This window comes from Leifsonia sp. NPDC014704 (genome assembly GCF_043083605.1).
Lineage (GTDB): Bacteria > Actinomycetota > Actinomycetes > Actinomycetales > Microbacteriaceae > Leifsonia.
In genome coordinates this window covers 59,274-81,442 of record NZ_JBIBYW010000004.1, presented here as the reverse complement: position 1 = coordinate 81,442, position 22,169 = coordinate 59,274, and the positions used below count along the sequence as shown (strand labels likewise).

20 protein-coding genes are annotated in these 22,169 nt (G+C 63.9%); 2 read left to right on the top strand and 18 right to left on the bottom strand.

Annotation, left to right across the window (positions count from 1 at the left end; genetic code table 11):
• Positions 1–23: 23 nt before the first annotated feature.
• From trxA to ACF1AJ_RS20115, 11 genes are all read right to left on the bottom strand, one after another.
• Positions 24–491 (bottom strand): thioredoxin, encoded by a 468-nt coding sequence (trxA, locus tag ACF1AJ_RS20165; protein ID WP_391508838.1) that lies wholly within the window; start codon positions 489–491, stop codon positions 24–26.
• Positions 488–3,118 carry an ATP-dependent chaperone ClpB gene (clpB, locus tag ACF1AJ_RS20160; protein WP_391508837.1) on the bottom strand — a complete coding sequence of 877 codons (2,631 nt, stop codon included), beginning with the start codon at positions 3,116–3,118 and terminating at the stop codon, positions 488–490. The genes trxA and clpB overlap by 4 nt, the downstream gene beginning before the upstream one ends.
• The gene (locus tag ACF1AJ_RS20155) at positions 3,109–3,420 is read right to left on the bottom strand and encodes a chaperone modulator CbpM (protein ID WP_391508836.1); all 312 of its coding nucleotides are present in this window, start codon (positions 3,418–3,420) and stop codon (positions 3,109–3,111) included. The genes clpB and ACF1AJ_RS20155 overlap by 10 nt, the downstream gene beginning before the upstream one ends.
• On the bottom strand, positions 3,420–4,343 hold the full coding sequence (locus ACF1AJ_RS20150) for a DnaJ C-terminal domain-containing protein (RefSeq protein ID WP_391508835.1): 924 nt from the start codon (positions 4,341–4,343) through the stop codon (positions 3,420–3,422). The genes ACF1AJ_RS20155 and ACF1AJ_RS20150 overlap by 1 nt, the downstream gene beginning before the upstream one ends.
• A 2-nt stretch (positions 4,344–4,345) precedes the next feature.
• Positions 4,346–4,900, bottom strand: a complete 555-nt coding sequence (locus ACF1AJ_RS20145; RefSeq protein ID WP_391508834.1) for a nucleotide exchange factor GrpE — start codon at positions 4,898–4,900, stop codon at positions 4,346–4,348.
• Positions 4,901–4,958: 58 nt separating this feature from the next.
• Positions 4,959–6,830, bottom strand: a complete 1,872-nt coding sequence (gene dnaK, locus ACF1AJ_RS20140; protein ID WP_121264510.1) for a molecular chaperone DnaK — start codon at positions 6,828–6,830, stop codon at positions 4,959–4,961.
• A 108-nt stretch (positions 6,831–6,938) separates the two neighbouring features.
• Positions 6,939–7,556, bottom strand: coding sequence for a DUF308 domain-containing protein (locus ACF1AJ_RS20135; RefSeq protein WP_121264513.1), 618 nt, complete (start codon positions 7,554–7,556; stop codon positions 6,939–6,941).
• 138 nt (positions 7,557–7,694) lie between these two features.
• Positions 7,695–8,123, bottom strand: coding sequence for an Hsp20/alpha crystallin family protein (locus tag ACF1AJ_RS20130; protein WP_391508833.1), 429 nt, complete (start codon positions 8,121–8,123; stop codon positions 7,695–7,697).
• A 431-nt stretch (positions 8,124–8,554) separates the two neighbouring features.
• Positions 8,555–9,817 (bottom strand): hypothetical protein, encoded by a 1,263-nt coding sequence (locus ACF1AJ_RS20125; RefSeq protein WP_121264519.1) that lies wholly within the window; start codon positions 9,815–9,817, stop codon positions 8,555–8,557.
• 277 nt (positions 9,818–10,094) lie between these two features.
• On the bottom strand, positions 10,095–10,880 hold the full coding sequence (locus ACF1AJ_RS20120) for a hypothetical protein (protein ID WP_147440236.1): 786 nt from the start codon (positions 10,878–10,880) through the stop codon (positions 10,095–10,097).
• The gene (locus tag ACF1AJ_RS20115; protein ID WP_085370095.1) at positions 10,877–11,257 is read right to left on the bottom strand and encodes a hypothetical protein; all 381 of its coding nucleotides are present in this window, start codon (positions 11,255–11,257) and stop codon (positions 10,877–10,879) included. The genes ACF1AJ_RS20120 and ACF1AJ_RS20115 overlap by 4 nt, the downstream gene beginning before the upstream one ends.
• Positions 11,258–11,695: 438 nt before the next feature.
• On the opposite strand from ACF1AJ_RS20115, the gene ACF1AJ_RS20110 reads away from it, so the two are divergent.
• Positions 11,696–12,340 (top strand): cation diffusion facilitator family transporter, encoded by a 645-nt coding sequence (locus ACF1AJ_RS20110; protein WP_183080111.1) that lies wholly within the window; start codon positions 11,696–11,698, stop codon positions 12,338–12,340.
• Between the two features lie 102 nt (positions 12,341–12,442).
• On the opposite strand, the gene ACF1AJ_RS20105 is transcribed toward ACF1AJ_RS20110, so the two are convergent.
• From ACF1AJ_RS20105 to ACF1AJ_RS20095, 3 genes are all read right to left on the bottom strand, one after another.
• Complete coding sequence (locus ACF1AJ_RS20105; protein ID WP_183080112.1) at positions 12,443–13,357, bottom strand: cation diffusion facilitator family transporter; 915 nt, start codon at positions 13,355–13,357, stop codon at positions 12,443–12,445.
• Between the two features lie 188 nt (positions 13,358–13,545).
• Positions 13,546–13,920 (bottom strand): metalloregulator ArsR/SmtB family transcription factor, encoded by a 375-nt coding sequence (locus ACF1AJ_RS20100; protein WP_085370094.1) that lies wholly within the window; start codon positions 13,918–13,920, stop codon positions 13,546–13,548.
• Positions 13,921–14,492: 572 nt separating this feature from the next.
• On the bottom strand, positions 14,493–14,897 hold the full coding sequence (locus ACF1AJ_RS20095) for a four-helix bundle copper-binding protein (protein WP_085370093.1): 405 nt from the start codon (positions 14,895–14,897) through the stop codon (positions 14,493–14,495).
• A gap of 103 nt (positions 14,898–15,000) precedes the next feature.
• On the opposite strand from ACF1AJ_RS20095, the gene ACF1AJ_RS20090 reads away from it, so the two are divergent.
• Positions 15,001–16,452, top strand: a complete 1,452-nt coding sequence (locus tag ACF1AJ_RS20090) for a hypothetical protein (protein WP_085370092.1) — start codon at positions 15,001–15,003, stop codon at positions 16,450–16,452.
• Between the two features lie 312 nt (positions 16,453–16,764).
• Here the strand turns inward: ACF1AJ_RS20090 and ACF1AJ_RS20085 are convergent, their stop codons facing one another.
• The 4 genes from ACF1AJ_RS20085 to ACF1AJ_RS20070 form a co-directional block, all read right to left on the bottom strand.
• The gene (locus ACF1AJ_RS20085) at positions 16,765–17,067 is read right to left on the bottom strand and encodes a metal-sensitive transcriptional regulator (RefSeq protein ID WP_085370091.1); all 303 of its coding nucleotides are present in this window, start codon (positions 17,065–17,067) and stop codon (positions 16,765–16,767) included.
• 29 nt (positions 17,068–17,096) lie between these two features.
• Entirely contained in the window at positions 17,097–19,301 is a 2,205-nt protein-coding gene (locus ACF1AJ_RS20080; protein WP_085370090.1) for a heavy metal translocating P-type ATPase, read from the bottom strand.
• A gap of 91 nt (positions 19,302–19,392) precedes the next feature.
• Positions 19,393–19,674 (bottom strand): YHS domain-containing protein, encoded by a 282-nt coding sequence (locus ACF1AJ_RS20075; protein WP_085370089.1) that lies wholly within the window; start codon positions 19,672–19,674, stop codon positions 19,393–19,395.
• Positions 19,675–19,710: 36 nt separating this feature from the next.
• Entirely contained in the window at positions 19,711–22,026 is a 2,316-nt protein-coding gene (locus ACF1AJ_RS20070) for a cation-translocating P-type ATPase (RefSeq protein WP_085370088.1), read from the bottom strand.
• Positions 22,027–22,169 lie beyond the last annotated feature (143 nt).

Below are 22,169 nucleotides of genomic sequence, written 5' to 3'. Positions count from 1 at the left end.
CAGGTGTGGGTCGTAATACGGCATCAGGTGTTGCTCCCCGCCTGGCTCGATTCAGCCTCCTTGTGGTTCTTGAGCGTCTCGTCGAACCAGGCACGCAGCACGTGCACGGGTGCTGCGCCGGCCTGCCGGGCAAGTACCTTGCCGCCCTGCAGGATGAGCAGGGTGGGCACCGCCTGAACGGCGAACCGGTTGGATAGCGTGGGCGCCTTGTCCACGTCGACCTTCACGAGTTTGACCTGCCCCGCCCGTTCGGTGGCGAGCTGTTCCAGGACCGGGCTGACCATCCGGCACGGCCCACACCAGGTCGCCCACATATCAACCAGCACCGGCTGGGACGCCTTTTCCGCGACCTCAGCGAAGTCGGCGTCGCCGGCGTCGACGATCCAGGGAAGGTCTTTGTGACATGCGGCGCACCGGGGGTGCCCCGCCGCTGCGGCGGGGACTCGATTTCGCTTGCCGCAGTTGGGGCACGCTATGACGGTCGTTCTCATGCTGCCTCCTCCGCGTCGGACGGGTTCTCAATGTCGAATACCAGTTCCGAGTCGACGACGTCGAGTCGCACCGTTGCACCGTCGGTAACCTGCCCAGCCAGCAGTGCTCGGCCCAGCTTGGTTTCGATCTCGTGCGAGATGTACCGGCGCAGCGGGCGTGCCCCGTAGACCGGGTCGTACCCGCGCTCCGCGATCAGATGCCGCGCCGCGCTGGTGAGTTCGATCGAAATTTGCCGCTCCGCTAGCCGGGAACGCAGGTCGGTGAACTGCAGCTCCACGATGTTCTCGATCTGCTCCAGTTGCAGCGGGGCGAAGACGATGATGTCATCAACCCGGTTCAGGAACTCCGGACGGAAATGCGAACGGAGCTCACCAAGGACATCCGCTCGCACGTCCTCGGGGATGCTTCCTGCGCTAGCGGCACCCAGCAGGTACTGCGCGCCGATGTTCGAGGTCATGATCACGATCGTGTTGCGGAAGTCGACGGTGCGACCCTGACTGTCCGTGATACGACCATCATCCAGCACCTGCAGCAGCGTATTGAACACATCCGGGTGGGCCTTCTCGATCTCGTCGAACAGCACCACACTGTACGGGTGGCGTCGGACCGCTTCGGTGAGCTGGCCGCCCTCGTCATAGCCGACGTATCCCGGGGGCGCCCCCACGAGTCGGCTGACAGTGTGTCGCTCCTGGTACTCGCTCATATCGAGTCGGATCATCGCGGACTCGCTGTCGAACAACGACTGAGCGAGGGCCTTAGCCAGTTCTGTCTTTCCCACGCCGGTCGGCCCGAGGAAGATGAACGAACCGATCGGCCGGCGCGGGTCGCGAATGCCGGAACGGGCGCGGATGATCGCGTCGCTGACGAGCGAGATCGCTTCATCCTGGCCGATCACCCGCTCCTTCAGCGTCTGATCCAGCGACAGAACCTTGTTCCGTTCACCCTCCTGCAGGCGGGCGACGGGGATACCCGTCCAGGCTGCCACGATCTCGGCGACCTCCTCCTCGGTGACGACCTCACGGAGCAGCCGCTGCGCTCCCTGCTTGGACGCCAGCCGCTCTTCTTCGGCCTTCAGCCGGCGCTCGGCGTCGGCGAGCTGCCCATAGCGAAGCTCCGCCGCACGATTCAGGTCGTATGCGCGTTCGGCATCCTCCGCCTCCCGGCGCAGCCGCTCCAGCTCGCTGCGCAGCTCCTGCACCTTACGGATCGCCTGACGCTCGGCTTCCCATTGGGCTCGCTTGGCGTCGGCCTCTCCGCGCAGATCAGTCAGCTCACGGCGGAGCTCCTCAAGGCGGATTTTGCTTGCTGCGTCGGTCTCCTTAGCCAGTGCCGCCTCCTCGATCTCCAGCCTGGTCACCCGACGCGTCAGCTCGTCCAGCTCGGCTGGCATCGAATCGATCTCCGTCCTCAGCCGCGCGCAGGCCTCATCGATCAGGTCGATTGCCTTGTCCGGGAGGAACCGGTCGGTGATGTACCGGTGGGAGAGCACCGCAGCGGCGACGAGGGCATTGTCCTGGATGCGGACACCGTGGAACACCTCCAGTCGTTCGCGGAGGCCACGGAGGATGGAGATCGCGTCTTCGACATTTGGCTCATCAACCAGGACCGTCTGGAAGCGACGCTCCAGGGCGGCGTCTTTTTCGATGTGCTTGCGGTACTCATCCAGGGTGGTCGCCCCGATCAGGTGCAGCTCACCACGGGCGAGCATGGGCTTGAGCATGTTGCCGGCGTCCATCGCCCCTTCGGTCGCTCCGGCACCCACCAGCGTATGCAGCTCGTCGATGAACAGCAGGATGCGCCCCTCGGCGGCTGTCACCTCAGCCAGGACTGCCTTTATGCGTTCCTCGAACTCGCCGCGGAACTTCGCGCCCGCGATCAGCGAGGCAAGATCGAGGGAGAAGATCGTCTTATCCTTCAGCCCCTCCGGAACGTCCGCGCGAACGATGCGCTGGGCGAGGCCTTCGACAATCGCTGTCTTACCTACACCAGGCTCCCCGATCAGAACCGGGTTGTTCTTGGACTTGCGGGAGAGGATCTGAATGACCCGTCGGATCTCCGAGTCCCGACCGATGACCGGGTCTAGCCGGCCGGCTCGAGCATCCGCCACCAGGTCACGGCCATACTTCTCCAGCGCTTCGTAGGTCTGCTCGGGGGTGGCCGAGTTGACGTGCTGGTTGCCGCGGATCGCAGTGAGGGCGGAGAGGAACGACTCCCGGTTGACTCCGTAGTTGCGCAGCAGCCGCGCGGCCGCGCGCCCTGATGTGTCGTCGGTGAGGGCGATGACCAGGTGCTCGACCGAGACGTAGGAGTCCTTCAGCCGCTTCGCCTCCCGCTCCGCACGTTCCAAAGTCGCGGCGAGACTGCGGCTGAGAAACACCTGCCCAGGTGCAGCAGCGCCCCCCGTTGTGCGGGGTTTGCGGGCGATCTCGGCTTTCAGATCCGACTGGAGCGCGTCCAGATCGACCCCGGTACTCTGCAGCAGCCGCGCGGTGAGCCCTTGCTCCTGGGTGAGCAGAGCAAGCAGGAGATGCTCTTCGTCGGTTTCCGTCTGACCGGCGAGGACGGCAATGCTCTGCGCCTCGGTCAGAGCCTCCTGCGACTTCTGAGTCAAGGTGTTCATATCCATGAGCGTTCTCCTTTCAACTGGATGAATCGCTGATTTTCGAGGGCTTCGATACGGGCCAGTAGGTCAAGGACGAGCCCGATGCCCGCGTAGTTCAGCGAGAGTTCGGCGTGGAGCCGGCGGATCGTCTGCACCCGTGAGGGTGTGGACAGTGGAAACCACAGGGTTCCTGATGCGTCCCGGTGGGACTCGAGTAGTCCGAGTTCCACGAAGCGGTGGAGTACATCGGGGTGCACTCCTGCCTTGAAAGCCGCGCTCTCAAGATCCAACTGAACGATGCGGACTGGGAGGTATCGAATGCTCATTACGATGCCCTCCTCGACTCCGTACGGGACACGTCGCGCAGCTGCTCGAACAGCTTCCGCTGCTGCTCGTTGAGCTGTTTGGGTACCACGATCTTCAGCCGGGCGTAGAGGTCACCCGGCTGCCCGGTGCGTCGGGGCATCCCTTGTCCGCGGAGGCGCAGTCTGCGGCCGCTCGAAGATCCGGGCGGGACGTGAACGGTGATCGGGCCGGCGGGGGTTTGCGTATGGACGTCAGCTCCGAGCGCTGCTTCCCACGGCAGGATCGGCAGCTCCATCTCAATGTCCGCACCGATCAACTCGTACCGGCGGTCGGGTTTGACCCGTAGGGTGACGATCAGGTCACCACTGGTTCCACTGTCGCCGGGGCCGCCAGCGCCGGGGATCCGGATGCGTTGACCATCCAGTGCGCCCGCAGGGATGTTGATCTCATACTCGCGGGTGCCTCCGGCGGGATCCTCGAGCCGGATAATGCGCGGGCCTCCCCGGTAGGCTTCCTCCAGGGTGAGCTCCAGGACGGCGGTGTGGTCCACCCCTCGGCTGGCTCTCCTTCCCCCGAACATGTCGCCCACGAAGACATCCCCGAACAGGTCGTCCCAGTTCATGTTTCGCGTACCGGCGCCCGGGGAGCTTGCCCACCCGGATCGGCGGGGCCGACCGTTTGCGTCGGTGTGACCTGCGCCGCTTGGGCTTGGCGCGCCGGCGTATTGACGGAAGTTCTCTCCGAAGCGGTCATATTGCGCCCGAGTTTCGGGGTCGGACAAGACGTCATTCGCTTCACTGATCCGCTTGAACTTCTCCTCGGCGGAGGGGTCCTTATTGATGTCCGGATGGAATTTGCGTGCCTTCTCGCGGTAGGCCCGCCGGATCTCTTTCTGATCTGCGGACCGCGGCACCCCCAGTACCTGGTAGAGATCCTCAGCCATCGTTAGCTCCCCTCGGTCTCACGGGTCACGACAACGCCGGCCGGTCGGAGTACTCGCCCGATCGATCCGAAACCGGGGCGGAGGACCGCGACCACGGTTCGTGGCGCCACGCTCGGGTCGTCGGTGACGGAGACCACCTCGTGTAGGCGCGGATCAAATCCTGCACCTTCTGCGGCGATCCGCGGATAGCCAAGCTCCCGCAACGCGTCGATGGCTTGCTGGTGGACGGCGGTGATTCCGCTGACCAGACCGTCGTCGGAGGACTGTGCGAACTCGAGCGCTCGCTCGAGCCCATCGACTACGGGGAGGAGGGCGCGGGCGGCGCGCTGCCGCTCCTGCTCGCGCGCCGCCTCCATCTCCCGACCCATCCGCTTGCGATGATTGTCCAAGTCGGCGACTGCCCGCCGCCAGCGATCTTCAGCGGTCGCCAGTTGGGCGGCGAGGACCTCCTGCGCAGCGCGGAGATCCTCCGGCGTTGGCAGGTCCAGGTCGTCCTCTGGCGTTGCTGCCGCTGAGGGCTGTTCCCTCTGGCGGGTCACCTCGGCCTCTTCACTCATTCTCGGCTCTCCCTAGATAGTCGTTCTCCTCGATGTCTGTCTGGCCAGCGTGAGCTGCCTACCGGTCGAACTCGGCATCCACGACATCATCGGTGTCGTCGGCAGAATCCGTGGACGAGGTGGACTCACCGTGCGTTGCGCGCGCGGCTGCCAGGGAGGCTGCCATCTGCCGTAGCTCGCTTGTGAGGTCCTTAGCTTCCTGCTCGGAGGCTTCCTTCTGGACGGCTTCACGAGCCTGCCCGATCAGCAGTTCGGCGCGAGCGCGCTCGTGCTGCGGTGCGCCATCACCGAGTTCCGTGAGCGTGCGCTCGAGCTGGTACGCAGCGGAATCCAGTTCGTTGCGGGCCTCGATCGCCTGGCGCAGGGCTTGGTCTTCCGAGCGGTGCTGCTCCGCCTCCTTGACCATGCGGTCGATCTCGCTCTGATCAAGGTTCGACGTGTCGCTGATGGTGATGCCCTGCTCGGTCCCGGTGTCCTTGTCACGGGCGGTGACGTGGAGAATGCCGTTGGCATCGATATCGAACGTCACCTCGACCTGCGCTTCACCGCGAGGTGCGGGGCGGATCCCGGTGAGCTGGAAACGCCCGAGGACACGGTTGTCGCCTGCCCGCTCACGTTCGCCCTGCAGAACCACGATCTCGACCGAGGGCTGGTTGTCCTCGGCGGTGGAGAACACTTCGCTGCGTCGTGCGGGGATGGTCGTGTTGCGCTCGATGATCTTCGTCATGACACCACCGCGGGTCTCCACACCCAGCGACAGCGGGGTGACGTCCAACAGCAGAACATCGTCGACGTCGCCCTTGAGCACGCCGGCCTGGATGGCCGCGCCAACGGCGACGACCTCGTCCGGGTTCACCGTCATGTTCGGCTCCTTGCCGCCAGTGAGGCGCTTGACCAGAGCCTGGACGGCGGGGATGCGCGTGGACCCGCCGACGAGGATGACCTCGTCGATGTCGTTCTCGGTGACCTTCGCGTCGGCCATCGCCTGCCGGACCGGGCCCAGGCAGCGCTCGACGAGGTCATTGGTCAAGTTGTCGAACACGGACCGCTTAAGCGTGGTGGTCAGGTGCTTGGGGCCCGAGGCATCCGCGGTGACGAACGGCAGGCTCACCTGGGTCTGGCTCACCGAACTCAACTCGATCTTGGCCTTCTCCGCGGCTTCGAACAGGCGCTGCAGCGCCTGCGGATCCTTGCGCAGGTCGATACCGTTTTCCTTCTGGAACTCATCGGCGAGGTGATCCACTACACGACGGTCGAAATCGTCGCCACCGAGGTGGGTGTCGCCTGCGGTCGAGCGCACCTCCACCACGCCGTCGCCCACGTCCAGGAGGCTCACATCGAACGTTCCGCCGCCGAGGTCGAAAACGAGAACGGTCTCGTGCTCCTTCTTGTCCATGCCGTAGGCCAGAGCCGCGGCGGTGGGCTCGTTGATGATTCGGAGCACTTCAAGGCCGGCGATTCGTCCGGCATCCTTGGTCGCGGTGCGCTGAGCATCGTTGAAGTACGCGGGGACGGTGATAACCGCCTCGGTTACCTTCTCACCGAGGAACTTACTGGCGTCGTCGACGAGCTTGCGGAGAACGAGCGCGCTGATCTCCTCAGGCGCGTATAGCTTTCCGCGGATATTGAAACGGGCCTCTCCATTCGGGCCGGCGACGACGTCGAAGCCGACCGCCTTCGCCTCCTCCTCAATCTCGTCGAATGTGCGTCCGATGAAACGCTTGGCGGAGGAGATCGTGCCCTTCGGGTTCAGGATCGCCTGGCGCCGTGCAAGCTGCCCGACCAGACGTTCCCCATCCTCTGTGAAGGCCACGACCGACGGAGTGGTCCGTGCGCCCTCGACGTTCGGGATCACCTTCTCCTCGCCGGCTTCCCAGACGGCGATCACGGAGTTCGTGGTGCCCAGATCGATACCTACTGCCTTTGCCATCAGAGTCTCCTTTCATACGGGAAGGGATTTCGCTGGTGAAAGCGATGGTGCCTGTTCCGGTCCGCCCTGTCGGGCGACCCCGGATTACTTGGTTTGCTCGTTCACGGATTATTCGGTTTGCTCGTTCAGTTCGTTCCGGCCGAATGTGAATGCGCGCACGATGCCGAAAGCACCAAGGACGATGAGCGCGATACCGGCGAAGACGACCAGTACGACGGCCGAAGACGCGGGAAGGAAGAGCATGATGATGCCGGCGAGGATGCTGAGGATGCCGTAGGCGACCGGCCATGCGGGTGTGGTCGTCCGCACCGACTCGGTGATCGCGATCACGCCCTCGATGATCCATCCGACCGCGATGAAGGCCACCGCGAAAATGACCAACGTCGCTGCGGCGGCAACCGAATTTCTGAAGATCACGATGCCAGCCACGACCAAGAGGACACCGAGAATCACGTTCAACGCCCGGATCCCGGCGCTGATCCCTTTACTGAATACACCCATTCCAAGCCGGATCGCGCCGGCGATGACGAAGTAGATGCCCAAGATCACAGCCAGTGCTGCGAGGGTCTTGATCGGCTGCACGAGCAGCACGATGCCCAGGACGAGGGCGAGCAGACCACTGACCCCGATCGCAGCGCGAATGCCGTTGATCGCAGACCGGGTAAGGTTTCGTGCATCCAGCGCAAAGTCGTGGATAACGGCGTTAATCGGGTTTGCTGAAGTCACAGAAGTCCCTTTCTCTGAGTCTGGCCGTGTGAACGGCAACGAGATTCCGGGCCCGTGGCGGGGCGACGATGGTCGCATAGCCCACCGCGGTCCGGGCGGTGTGGGAAGGACCCCCGCCCTCCCCACACCGGCTTGGGTTCACGCCCCGAGGAGGCGCTTCTTCTTTTCCGGCTTGCCAGTGATCTGGATCTTGCGCGGCTTGGTCTTCTCGTTCACCGGGATGCCGATGCTCAGAACACCGTTCTCATAGTTCGCGCTGATCTGATCGAGGTCGACGCCGTCGCCGAGGCTGAACTGGCGAACATACGAGCCATAGGGGCGCTCCTGGGTGAGCCACTTGGCACCCTCAACGCTTGAGGCGTTCCGCTCTGCTCGGATCGTCAGAACCTGGCCATCCACATCAACATCGACCGAGTCGGGGTCTACTCCCGGAAGGTCCGCGGTGAGAACGTAACGGTCACCTACCCGGTACAGGTCCACCGGCATCAGCCGCGGCGCGCGAGCCGTGTCAAGCACGGTTGCCGCAAGGCGGTCCAGCTGGCTGAAAGGGTCAAACGACATAGCCACGAGGAATCTCCTTTCTTGACTTGAGTTAGCTCGACTCAACTTTGTTGTACTACTTCTGACGCCATCGGTGCAGGTTTTATTTCTCCTCCAGCCGATTTTTTGGGCTGGTGAGAGCCGGTATCCCGGCCACCAACCGACTGTGTGTCGCAGATAATCTCTATCCGTCGCCATAAATTTTCTACTCGGGACGTCGAAAGTCAAGTCTGTCGGGCGTCGATTTCGTGACGGAGGAAAAGGCCCCTCCCGCTCCGCGTGGCCAGGGGTAGATAGTCAGCGGGTCATTGCATTTAGTAGCCGAAGCGACCGGTGCCAGAGCGCGTCACTGGTGAGGCGGGCGAGGATCCGGACTACCGCAGCGCCCGCGCTGCACTCGGGGCAGCGATCCCGGAGGATCACCGACGGCTGTACGTGCTCGCCCTTGAAAGTGTGGTCTAGGACGGCAAGCCGCGGCTGCCGAGACTCTGCACGATTGGAAGTAGCTCGTACGCGGCATCGATGATCGCGTTGCGACGCGTAGCCGGGTAGGCGTCGAGCAAGTGCCGGGGCTCAAAGACATTCGATGCGCTCACTGAAGAGGTGGCAATCTTCGCCACGTGATCCCAGACGGGAGCGGGATGCCCTACCGCGCGTTCGAGAAATTCGCTCGAGATCCCTGCCGTCGGAACCTGCGCGGCTGTCAATTGTGAGCGTAGAAGCTCGTTGTTGGCGAGGTCATAGTCGCCGAGCGTTATAACCAGCCCGATGAGGGGACGATCGGCTGGAATGTCTGCGAATTCTGGTCGCGCTTCGCGGATACGCGCTGCAGTCCTGTTGATCTGGTCGATACCCCTGCCGATCACCTTCTGATGGGCCTCGACGAGAGTCGCGCGTCCCTCTCGGACGTCAGCACTCGGGAAGGCGCTCTTGCATTCGATCAGGAATGTGGCAGTCGGCGTGACCAGGACCCAGTCGACCGATTGATTTGAGGGGCGGAAGTGGATTTCGGGGTGGACGACGGCCCCCCGGATCAGGCGCAGGTGTCGACCGATGTAGGCCTGGAAGAGGTATCCCAGCTCGTACGTGAAGTCGTTCTTGAACTTTGCGAGGCCGGCATACGCGATCGAAGGGCTGGATGCCTTCTGCAGCACGATAGGCGCGCACGGAGCGATCCAGTGCCCATCGCTCATTCCCCCTACGAAAGGACGATCCTGCAGGGCGTTGAATCCCCAGGGCTCGAGGTCGAACTCCGGTACCTGCCATTGCTCGGCGGCTTCGGCAAGCCGGGGTATCGGGCGTTGAAACTCTTCGATGGTGGCCAAGAAGCTCCGGTGTGCGATCCGGTGAAAAGACTCCTCGTCGTCTTTATCCGCGAAGAGCGGAAGGTCCTGCGTCGGCAAGCCGAACGGATACGGCAATCCTTGGACCGCCAGCGAGTGCATCAAGAAGGCGGCAGAGCAGTACTCCGTGATCGATGCTCCAAGCAAACGCTCCTGCCAGCCCTTGGTAAGGACCCGGCACGGCGCGTCTTCTGGGTACGGCGTTTGCTCGAAGAGTGCAACTGTGCGGCCGAGCGTGTTCAACGGTGACCGCTGAAACAACCACTGCGACGAGACACCTCGCGAGACCATCCCGATCATCCCGTTGGTGCCGTCTTTGTGGTCAACAGGATGATCTAGCAGCGTGAAGTCGCCGACGAACCGCGAGAGTTCCATCACGGTCGCGACTCGACTTCGAGACCGGCCGTGGCGCAATAAGGTTGCCGCGGCCCCTGCCACATCCCAAGGCAGGAAGGATTGCACCTGCCCGCGCGAGTCATGAAGCTTGCCATCCCAGCGCGCGCTCTGCTGCGCCAATAAGCGAAGAGCTGAGTCGCGGTCGAACTGCCTACAACGGCGCACGTACGCCGCGTACGTGGTCCGAGCGGTCGGCGCGTGCGTTGCGATGACTGAGATTGGGTTGCCATCCCGGGCAGCCCGGCTCCGACCGAAGGCGCTACCCATTGTGTGAACGAAGGTGGAGCCATCCGGCGACGGTTGTTAAGGCGGGATCATCCTCGTCGATGCGTGCGGTGTTCACAACCGCGAGGCCGGTGGGCATCTCTTCCTGGTAGGGAAGCCAGATGGCTCGGCACCAGGCGCCACCGTGCTTGCTGCCGAAATGGACGCCCCGCGGGGTGGTGCCGTCGTCGAGTTCAGCGTCCCGCATGATCTCGGCGAGCATGGTCGTCACGTAGCGGTTGTCGCTGGTGAGAACTGACACGTTCAAGGCCGGAATGCCCTGGTTCGCCAGGAACCGCGACACGACGCCGTCATGGGCGGATTCCAGGGCCGAGATCGTGGCCGGGTGCGCCACGTCTACGAGCCACCCATCGCCTTCGATCGCGAGCTGGTACATGCGCCGCTCTGATCGCCAACGGGCAGGGATAGCGCCAACGGCGCGATAGTCCTCCTCGCCCCAGTCCTCGGAGATTTGAGCGAGCAGCTGATCGACTGTCAGATCGAGGGCCGCCGCGATTGGCGCGAGCGGGTCTACCTCGCCGGCCTTGCGCTTGTACTGGGAGAGAACTTCGGCGTACGCACACTCGGCGGTTTCGGCCACGTAGTAGGTGCGTCCGAGGGTGTCAAAGCGCCCCCACTCCTGGCGGTGCACATCCGGCGTCCGCCAGGGTGCGGATGGTTGCGCGTAACGCGACTTGGCGACGTGGAAGCCGGCAGCCTGGTCGACGGGGACCAGGCGCAAGCCCGTGGCACTACAGATGCGCGGTTCCGCCGCCGTCATTCGTCGACGTCGCCGTCGATGAACGCCTGCGCCGCCCGCCGAACCTCGGCGTGGCGGTCCTCGCGGATCGCCATGATCGGCGTGCTCTCACCGAGCAAAGGATTCCCACCGATGAACCACCGGCGCGCAACGTCTCGCCCTTCTTCTTCCCGCAACGCCGTCCAAACCTGGTGCGCGAACTGAATCCGGTTCCATGCCGCCGGCCGCGGCATGCCGCCGCCAGGCCGCGCCCACTCGTTCGGCTGCTGCCGACTCTTCACCCCAGCCAGCGCCGCCACGAGCGTCGCCCCCAGGGCATCATTCAGCTGCCGAACGATCTCATGCTCGTCAGTCATGTTCGTGCTGCGGTGCAGGCCCAGCGGCGTCAAAGTTGCCATACCTTGAGTTTACGTGGGATTGACACCGTGAGGTCAAATTCTGAGCGAAAAACCACCCTTAAAATTACGCTGAAAATGCGCGTCATGTCATGGCCTGGAGTGCGTCCTCCAAATTCGGCAGGATGCACGCTAAGGGTAAGAGAGAAAAGCGCGAGCATGGGGAGCCGCCATCTAGCGCGCCACGGGCAGACGCCAAATCGACTACGGCGGCGAAGTGAATGCTCTTAGCACGCGTACGGCATACACTCAGACTGTCATAATCACGCTTATCAGCGCTTAAAAGCATGAGGTTTTTATACGGCAGGACGACGCTGTCGACCGGCGATATGGAGTGTCTTTCCGCCACGAAGACTGTCCCCAAATTGTTCGGCGTGATTCGTTCCTGGAAGCGCGAAACAAGGAGGGGTGTGTCCGACGCTTCCGATCGATCCCGCCCCGGTGACCGATAAGGCGCCGAGATGGAGTCAGCGTCGGCGGATCCTGATCGTTCTCTGCCTCAACCTCGCGCTGATCGTCGGCTTGGTCATCGCGGGGTGCCTTGCTCACTCAGTGAGCGTGCTCGCCGCCGCCGGCGACACGGTTGCCGACTGCTTTGCCCTTGTTGTTGGGCTCATCGCGATCGCTCTTCGCGATCGGGACCCTGACCACCCGCACGCGCAGCGGCCGATTGCGATCGCTGCGCTCGTAAACGCGACGCTTCTGCTTGCCGTGACGGTGGCCGTGACGATCGAGGCAATCTCTCGGCTGCGCGAAGGCTCACCTCCGGTTGAGGGCCTGCCGATGGTGATCGTCAGCTTGGTCACGCTCGTCGTGATGCTCGCTGGCGCGCTGGTTCTCGGTCGCTCGGCTGCGGGCGAGGATCTGCACATGCGCTCTGTCCTGATCGATGCCCTTGCGGATGCCGCCGCAGCGGCAGCGATCGCGGTGGCCGGCGTCGTCATCCTGGCTGCGAACGGCCTCTACTGGCTCGACCCCGTGCTCGCGCTGGCGGTGGCAGTCCTGATCGCCATCGCCGCGATCCAGCTGATCGTCAAAGCGATCTCAGCCCTACGGGGTAAGCCGGTCGATTTCGACGACGACTGAGCCCTCAGACAGCACATTTGATGCGGAGCGTCTTGCAGGAACGTTGTGCCGGGCGGCCTCGTTTCCTGCGTTTCCCGGCAGCTGCTCTGGGCCCGCGAGTACTCAGTGTTGGTGGTCGGCCTGGACGGGAGTGATGGTGAAGCTGTCGAGGTTCCGCAGCTCTTTTCGTACGTGCTGCTCGGCGCGTTCGGCAACCTCTCCTGCTTCGTGCAGAGTGACGGCTTTGGTCTCGATTGTGGCGGCGCCGGTGAGGCGGTGGCCGATCCATCGCAGTTGGATGGTTCGCACGCCGGTGACTCCGGTGGCGTTTTCCAGTGCGTGCTCGGCCTTGTCGAGCAGGTGTGGGTCTATGCCGTCCATGAGGCGGCGTCCGATCTGCTTCACCGTGCCCCAGAGCAGGAGCAGGATCGACACCGCAATGAGCAGGCCGATGATCGGGTCCGCGATCGGCAGCCCGAAGAGGACGAAGATCGCGCCGAGCACCACCGACAGGGAGGTGAAGCCGTCCAAGCGTGCGTGTACGCCATCGGCCATCAGAGCGGCGGAGCCGATGCGGCGTCCCACCCGGATCCGGTAGATCGCGACGATTTCGTTGCCGGCGAAGCCGATCAGGCCGGCCAGGATCAGCAGCCACGCGTTGCGGATGTCGACCGGGTGGAAGAACCGACTGATCGCTTCCCAGCCCGCCACGACGGCGGAGAGCGCGACGACGAAGACGATGAACATGCCGGCGAGGTCTTCGGCGCGCCCATACCCGTAGGTGTAGCGGCGTGAAACGACGCGGCGCGCGAGGACGAAGGCAATCCACAACGGCACCGCTGTCAGGGCATCGGCGAAGTTGTGGATCGTGTCGGCCAGCAACGCGACCGAGGCGGTGAAGACCACCACGAGGGCTTGCAACACGGTTGTGCCCAGCAGCACGAACATCGAGATCTTCAGGGCCCGAACACCGGCTGTGCTGGCCTCCATCGCGTCGTCGATCGAGTCGGCCGAGTCGTGCGTGTGCGGCACGAACATGTCGTAGAGGAACCCGCGGACGCCACCGTGCGGGTGGTCATGTCCATGCTCATGCTCATGCTCATGCTTATGCCCGTGCCCGTGCTCGTGCTGATGGTCGTGACCGTGGTCGTGGTCGTCGGCTTGGTCGTGCCCGTGCTGATGGTCGTGGTCGTGGTCTTGGTCTTGGCTTGTCGGGTGCGGGGTGGTCACGCGGTCGCCTCGTCGCTCTCGGGTTGCGCGTGGTGGTGGCGGGGGCTTCCGCCGAGGGCGTGTTCGGCTTGGAAGATGGCGTCTGAGACGAGTTGGCGCGCGTGCTCGTTGGCGAGCTGGTAGAAGACTCGGGTGCCTTCCTGGCGGGTCGAGACGATCCGGGCGAGGCGGAGCTTCGCCAGGTGCTGGGAGACGGATGCGGGGGTTTTGTCCAGAATGTCGGCGAGATGGTTGACCGAGAGTTCCTGGTCGCGCAGGGCGAGGATGATTCGCACCCGGGTGGCGTCAGCGAGCATTCCGAACACTTCGACGGCTAACTCGACGTATTGACTGTCAGGCAAGCGCCCGCAAATCGCGTTATCTGCATCCATACGCAAATTATTGCATTAAGTCTGGCCGGAGTAGATTGCTGCCACGAAAACAGAGGGCCCGAGCATCGCTCGGGCCCTCTGGGAGTCAAGGAAATGCGCGGTGTTCGGGTCACCAGCGCTGAGCCCCCTGTCCGCTTCGGGTGCGGACACACATTCTTATCATGTCCCCCTTAATGAGGACAAGGAAGCGGCCGATGTTCCTACCGAACGATGGGCTCGGTCGCGGTGACCGCGTCAGCTTGCCGTGGCAATGCAGGTGTGAGGGTGCGGTGTCCTTTGAAGCTGCGCAGTCGGAGGCTGTTGCTGACCACGAATACACTGAAGGGTGCCAAAGGCACCGCCAGCTAGCAGTGGTTCACTGCACTCAGCATGGCGTGCATGGCGTGCATGGCGTGCATGGCGTGTTGTGAAGTCATCTCCGGTCCGGTGATGAGTTCGTTATCAACGCTCGTGAGCGTACCCGCGCGGTCACGGGCTCGTTGGGCGGACGCTCACGGGCGCATGTGTTTTGGCTGGTTTGAGCCCGCCATTCACCTGGCGGCCGCCAAGACGCTGAAGCCCGTAGCGGGTCTTCAGAGAATGCTGATGAGGTCGGCGCATGCCTGCTCGCAGCGCCGGCACACCTCGGCGCAAATTTGGCAGTGCTCGTGCATGTCGGCGTGCTTTTCGCACTCGTCCGCGCACGCGCCGCACACGGTACGGCAGGCTTCGAGCGCCGCTCGGGTGACGTTCGCGTCATAGCCGGTGTGACGGGAAAGCACGGCTTCGGTGGAGGCGCAGATGTCAGCGCAGTCGAGGTCCGTGCGGATGCATTTGACGAGTTCGGCGACCATTTCTTCGCTGAGGCATGCATCGGCGCAGGCGGTACACGCTTGCCCGCATTCGCCGCACGCTTGGATGCAGGCGACGAGTTTCTCCTGGTCGACGCCGCTGAGATCGGCTGGGTAGCTCTCGAGCATTTGCTGAACGGTGGACATCGGTTTCTCCTCATGGATTGGCAGTCCCCCTACGGAAGTGACGGTACGCCGATCGGAACCCAAAGACTAGAAGAATACCCCCTGGGGGTAGTAGCATTCGTATATGAGTCCTTCGGTCCGGGTTCGCGGCATCGGCCAGTGGAGTGCGTGGATCGTCGTAATTGCCAGCATCGCGGGTCTAGGTTCCGCCTACTGGGATGACTCCTGGCACACCACTCTTGGTCGTGACAGTGTCTTCATCCCGCCTCATTCGTTGCTGTACCTCTCGTTCGCGTCCGTCGGAACTGTGTTGGGGTTCTGGGGAATACGGCTACTCAGCCGGAGCGGGTCGATTCGAGCCCTCGCCAGGGAGCCCGGCTTCCTGCTTGCGGCCGCAAGTGCGGCCGCAACTGTCGCCGCCGCACCGGTGGACGCGTATTGGCACACCGCGTTTGGCCGTGACGCCGTCCTGTGGTCTCCCCCGCACTTGCTATCGGTGATTGCGACAACCGTTCTGCTGGCCGCGATACTGGTGAGCATTGCGGATCGGCCGTGGCCGCGACTTCACATCGGCGTGTCTGCGGTGCTTCTAGCTGCGTCGCAAATCGTCGTTATGGAATACGAAACCGATGTTCCACAGTTCACGGAACTGGTGTATCTACCGATTATGTTGTTCGCGGCGGTGGCCGCCGCATGGGTGATAACCCGAACAACAGAATTCCGGTTTGCACTGACCGCAGCCGTGATCGTTTTCCTCGCGTTCCGCGCTGCGCTTACTGTGGGTTTGACTGCTGCGGGGTGGTTGCCGCCGGATCTTCCCCTTGCGCTGCTGGGTTTGGTCGCGGTCGATGTTCTTCCCCAGCTGCCACGATTGCGATGGGCGGTCGCGGCCGCGGCGGTCGCGATTCTTCAGACACTGCTGGCTGCTACGGGCTTCAGCAGCGTCGCAATCTCGAACACGATTCCAGCAGCAATCGCCATTGCGGGTCTCGCCCTCATGGTGGTCGTCACCGCACGATTTCGGAGTCGAATATCCATGGCAGTTGTTGTCGTCCTGGTTTGCTCAATCGGCTTTGCGCTGACTACTCCGTCGCCCGCATCAGCTCACGACCCGGGCCAGGGAGCCCCGTTCGGAACCGTCACGTTGTCGATTCTGGGGAATGGGACCGGTGGGCTCGAGGTCCAGGTCACTGATATCCGGATGGCTCCGGCCCTGTCGGAGCCGGCGCATCTGATTGCGCGCAGAGCCGGCGTGACCATCACCGCACCTTTGCGCTTCGTTGGGACGAATGACGCTACCGACCTTGCGGGATCGATTAGGGTGCCGAGTTCTGGTCGATGGTTCGTTTACGCGGAGATCTCGTCGTCCTATGGGACGCTCGAAGCGTGGATGCCTGTTGAAAATGACCTCTCGGGATCCCTAACAGAGGCCCGGACGCTCTACCAACCGGCGGGATCAAAGCCGTGGATCTTCGGGCAGTTTCTCCTCGCCGGACTGCTTCTAGGTACAGCCGCCGGACTCGTTGCATGGCTAGCAACGGCTCTCGTTCGCTTGCCTCGGTCGCGCAGGAGATGACGGTTTCGAACAACTCATGACACCTCCCGGCTCCCTCACTGAATAAGGTGGGGCGGCCAGACGGAGGCAATCGGTCCGCCGAGACGCGGGCGACGGCCAGACCCATTTCAAACTTCGGGAGGACGTTACTCAACACCTCTCGTGCCGCACGAACTGGGGGGTTTGCGTTGTCCATAGCTGGTGCGCCACCAGCTGCGCCCGGGCGGCTCTTAGGTGGACATGGCGATGGCGAGCAGTGGTACGAGCAGGGCCGCCACAGACTCGACCACGGGCTCGCCTCGCACCGATCGCAATCCGCTGTTGCGGCGGTATTTAGGAGCGAACGAGCCTGGCGATAGCGTCGGAGGCTTCTTTGATCTTGGCGTCGGCCTCGCCGCCGCCAAGTTTAACCGCGTCGGTGACGCAGTGTTTGAGGTGATCGTCCATGAGCCCGAGTGCGACCGATTGTAAGGCTGAGGTGAGCGCGGAGATCTGGGTCAGGATGTCGATGCAGTACTTCTCCTCATCGACCATCCGGTAAACGCCGCGAGCCTGCCCTTCGATCCGCTTCAGCCGGTTCAGGTACTTATCCTTGTCGGTGATGTAGCCATGCGCCGAGTCAGTTGCGGTGTCCATCGTTTGTTCTACTTTCTATTGAGTCTCGACTATGCCTGGCGTGCTGGCTCTGGCACCGAGGTGTGGCCTGCAGGATCGAGCATGGCACGAGTGCTGATCTCAGGGCGCAAGTCAAGTCGGCGCAACAGTTGCGCGTTCAGGGCGACGACGATTGTTGAGAGTGACATCAGGATTGCGCCGACCGACATCGGCAGCACGAATCCTATGGGAGCCAGCACACCCGCTGCCAATGGGACGGAGATCAGGTTGTAGCCGGCTGCCCACCAGAGGTTTTGCTTCATCTTTCGGTAGCTGGCGCGGGACAGCTGGATCACCGAAAGGACGGAGCGTGGGTCGTCGCTGGCGAGGATGACCCCGGCGGAGGCGATTGCCACGTCGGTGCCGGCGCCGATGGCGATGCCGACATCGGCCTGGGCGAGCGCGGGGGCGTCGTTAACGCCGTCGCCGACCATGGCGACCTTGCGGCCCTCGGCCTGCAACTCCTTGACCTTCGCCGACTTGTCTTCCGGTCGCACGCCGGCGAAGTAGCGGTCGATGCCGAGTTCGGTGGCGACCGACTTGGCGACGGCTTCGGCGTCGCCAGTGATCATGACGACGTGGACGCCTTGAGCATGGAGAGCTTCGATGGCTTGCCGGGATTCCTCACGCACCTCGTCGGCGAGTTTGAGCGCGCCGATGACCTGCCCGTCGACGAGCACGTGCAGGATGATCGCGCCTTCTTCGCGCCAGTCATAGGCGATGTCGAGTTCGTAGCCGTTTTCCTGTTCGAGGAGGTGCGGGCCGCCGACCTGGACTCGGGTGCCGTCCACTGTCGCGGTGACGCCGACTGCCGGCGACGAATCGAACCCGGTCGCCTTCGGCACCGTGAGCTGCCGTTCCTTCGCGGCGGTGACGATCGCGCGGGCAAGCGGGTGCTCGGAGTCGGTTTCCGCGGCGGCGGCGAGGGCGAGCACGCGGTCCTCGTCGTGGTTGGGGGTCGCCTCGATGGCGGATACGGTCGGTTCGCCCTTGGTGAGGGTGCCGGTCTTGTCGAACAGGACAGTGTTGACGGTGCGCATGCTTTCCAGCGCCAGTCTGTCTTTGATCAGAACCCCGCCACGGGCTGCTCTTTCGGTCGCGATCGACACAACGAGCGGAATCGCGAGGCCGAGGGCGTGGGGGCAGGCGATCACCAAGACGGTGATCGTGCGGACGACAGCGTCATCCGGTAGCCCGATCAAGGTCCACACGATTGCGGTGATCACACCGGATCCCAGCGCGAACCAGAACAACCAGCCGGCAGCGGTATCGGCGATCCTTTGAGCGCGGGAGGAGGAGTTCTGCGCTTCGGTGACGAGTCGTTGAATGCCGGCCAGGGCAGTGTCGTCGCCGACGGCGGTGATCTCGACGCGAAGGCCGGAGTCGGTTGCGACCGTTCCGGCGATAACCTTGTCGTCTGACCCGCGACGGACGGTGCGGGATTCGCCGGTGATCATGGACTCGTCCATGCTGGCCGAGCCGTCGACGACCCTTCCGTCAGCCGGCACGCGACCACCAGGCCGAACAACGACGACGTCGCCGACCCGCAGTTCGGACGGCGGCACCGAGATGGTCTGGTCGCCTTCGACTCGTTCGGCTTCGTCCGGGAGGAGGGCGGCCAGGGAGTCGAGTGCGGAGGTGGTCTGGGCGAGGGAGCGCATCTCGATCCAGTGTCCGAGCAACATGATCACGATCAGAAGGGCAAGCTCCCACCAGAAGTCGAGCTGGTGATCGAGGATGCCGAGGCTTGCCCCCCAGGATGCGAGGAATGCGACCGTGATCGCGAGAGCGATCAGGAGCATCATCCCTGGTTTCCGGGAGCGGAGTTCGCTGACGGCGCCGGTGAGGAACGGCTTGCCGCCCCAGACGTACATGATCGTGCCGAGGACCGGCGAGATCCAGGCGACCCAGGCGGCATCGGGCAGGTGATAACCCAGGATCATCGCGAACATCGACGAGAAGACGACGACCGGAACGGCGATCACCAGCATGATCCAGAAAAGTCGGCGGAACTGCCCGACGTGATCGCCGTGTCTACCGTGCCCGGACATGTCATGACCGGCGTGACCGGGCATCTCGTGACCGGCGTGCGCGGACTTGTCGTGCTCGCCCGGGCCGGCCATGTCGTGTCCCGCGGGCGTTTCCGAAGCCGTTGACCCTGCCTGCATGGTGTCGGTGGGGACACGGTGGTCCTCGTGTCCGGAGTGGTTGGTCATGGTTCCTACCTTGTAACGGTTGGAGGTTTCTGTCGAGATCGGTTCTGGATGGTGGCACGGGTGGCCGAGCGGGTCACCCGTCTTGAGTCGGTCAAGCGGTTGCGTATTGGGCCGGGGCGGCGTCGAACTTGGGTCCACATCCGGCGCAACAGAGGTAGTACCTGTTGCCCTCGTAGTCGCGGAAGAGACCGGCGGCTTCTGCGTCCGCCTTGACGACGATGCTGCCCTTCATGACCGGGCATTCTGCCAGGTCGGCAGCGGTCGGGCCGAGGAGATTCTGGGCGCCGGCAGGTGCCCCATCGTGGTGTTCGTGTACGTCGGTCGTGCCATGGTGGTGCTCGTGTGCCATGCTGTGGTCGTGGCTGTCGGTCATGGTTGTGATCCTTTCGGTGCGGTGGGTTGCTTGTGCTCAGATGTTCTGAGGGGCCAGCGAAGCGGTTGTGCTCTGCGGGAGACGTCCGACGTCGTTTGCGTCGGATCGGAACGATCGCAGACGCAGGCTGTTGCTGACGACGAAGACACTGGAGAACGCCATGGCGGCGCCGGCCAGCATGGGGTTGAGTAGGCCGAGAGCGGCCAGCGGGATCGCAGCCACGTTGTAGGCGAAAGCCCAGAACAGGTTGACCTTGATCGTGCCGAGCGTTCTGCGTGCCAGACGGATCGCGTCGGCGGCCGAGCGCAGATCGCCACGCACCAGGGTGAGGTCGGCGGCTTCGATCGCGACATCGGTGCCGGTTCCCATCGCCAGCCCAAGGTCGGCCTGCGCGAGCGCTGCGGCGTCGTTGACACCGTCGCCGACCATCGCGACGACCTTGCCTTCAGCCTGCAGGCGCGTGATGACGTCCACCTTGTCTTTCGGGAGAACCTCGGCGATGACCTGGTCGATTCCGACCTGAGCGGCGACCCGACGGGCCACGGTCGCGTTGTCGCCGGTGAGCAGCACCGGGGTGAGCCCGAGTTTCTTGAACTGGGTGATCGCTTCGGCGCTCGTGTCTTTGACCGCATCCGCCACGACGAGCACGCCGCGAGCGACTCCATCCCAGGCGACCATCACCGCACTCTGCCCAGCGGCCTCGGCCTGCTTCTTGGCCGCAACGAGCGCCGGGTCGCTCGGCACCGACCAATCGGCGAGGAGCGAGTCCCGGCCAACAAGGACGAGGTGCCCGTCGATGACGCCCTGGACACCCTTACCTTCGATGTTGACGAACGACTCAGCGGTCGGCAGGTCGCCGACGCGTTGCGTGGCGCCCTTCGCGATCGCTTGCGCGATGGGGTGCTCGGAGGCGTCCTCGACCGCTCCAGCGAGACGGAGCAAGTCAGCTTCGTCGACGGCGGACGCCGTGTGGATGCCGAGGAGGGTCATCTTCCCGGTGGTGACGGTTCCGGTCTTGTCGAGCACGATGGTGTCCACTTTCCGAGTCGACTCGAGGACCTCGGGACCCTTGATGAGGATGCCGAGCTGGGCTCCCCGGCCGGTACCGACCAGCAGGGCGGTCGGTGTTGCGAGGCCCAGCGCGCACGGGCAGGCGATGATCAGCACAGCGACCGCGGCGGTGAACGCCGCCTCGACGGGGAATCCGCCGCCCAGCCACACGCCAAGCGTTGCGACAGCGATCACGATCACAATCGGCACGAACACCCCAGAGATCTTGTCCGCCAATCGTTGCACTTCCGCTTTGCCGGATTGGGCGTCCTCGACCAGCTTGGCCATCTGCGCCAACTGGGTGTCTGTCCCGACCCGGGTCGCACGGATGATGAGGCGTCCGCCGGCGTTGACGGTGGCTCCGACAACGGCGTCCCCTTCGGCAACTTCGACGGGCACCGACTCGCCGGTAAGCATGGAGGCGTCCACCGCACTCGTGCCGTCGACGATCGTGCCATCGGTGGCGATCTTCTCACCGGGACGGACCACGAACTGGTCGCCGACAGCGAGCTGGTCGGTGGGGATTCGGGTCTCGACGCCGCCGCGGAGTACGGCGACCTCTTTCGCGCCGAGCTCCAACAGGGCGCGCAGGGCCGCACCGGCCTGCCGCTTCGAGCGCTTCTCGAAGTAGCGACCGGCGAGGACGAACATCGTCACCCCGGCGGCGACTTCGAGGTAGATGTCCCCGGCCCCGCTGCTGGGGGCGATCGAGAACTCGAACCCGTGTGTCATTCCCGGCATCCCGGCGGTCCCGAAGAAGAGCGCGTACAGCGACCACAACAGGGCCGCGAGCGTGCCGACCGAGACGAGGGTGTCCATCGTCGCCGCACCGTGCCGAAGGTTGGTGAGTGCTGCCTTGTGAAACGGCCAACCAGCCCATACGATCACCGGGACCGCGAGCGTCAGCGACAACCATTGCCAGTAGGTGAACTGGAACGCCGGAACCATGGCGAGCACGATCACCGGAACGGAGAGCACGATGCTGCCGATCAGTCGTTGTTTCAGTGACGTGAGTTCGGCATCCGGTGCGCCGTCGTCGGAGTTCGCTCTCGGTTCCTTCGTGACGGGGATCATGGCGGTGTAGCCCGTCTTCTCCACCTCCGCGATCAACGATTGCGGATCGAACCCGGCCGGAGCGGTCACTCGCGCCTTCTCGGTGGCGTAGTTCACCGTGGCGCTGACTCCGTCGAGCTTGTTCAGTTTCTTCTCGATCCGCATCGCGCACGAGGCGCAGGTCATCCCGCCGATTTCGAGCTCGATGTTCGCGGCGGAGAGCGGAGTGAGCGCTTCGGGTGTGGTCATCTGGTCCTCCCGGATCCGGGGGCGCCGACAGGCGCGGTTGACTGATTTAGTGTCCGGCCGGACTGCTGCTGCGGGTCGTGATCGATTGCTCGCCAGCGTGCGACATGGCAGCGGATACATCCGCCGGAATCAGCAATCGGCCG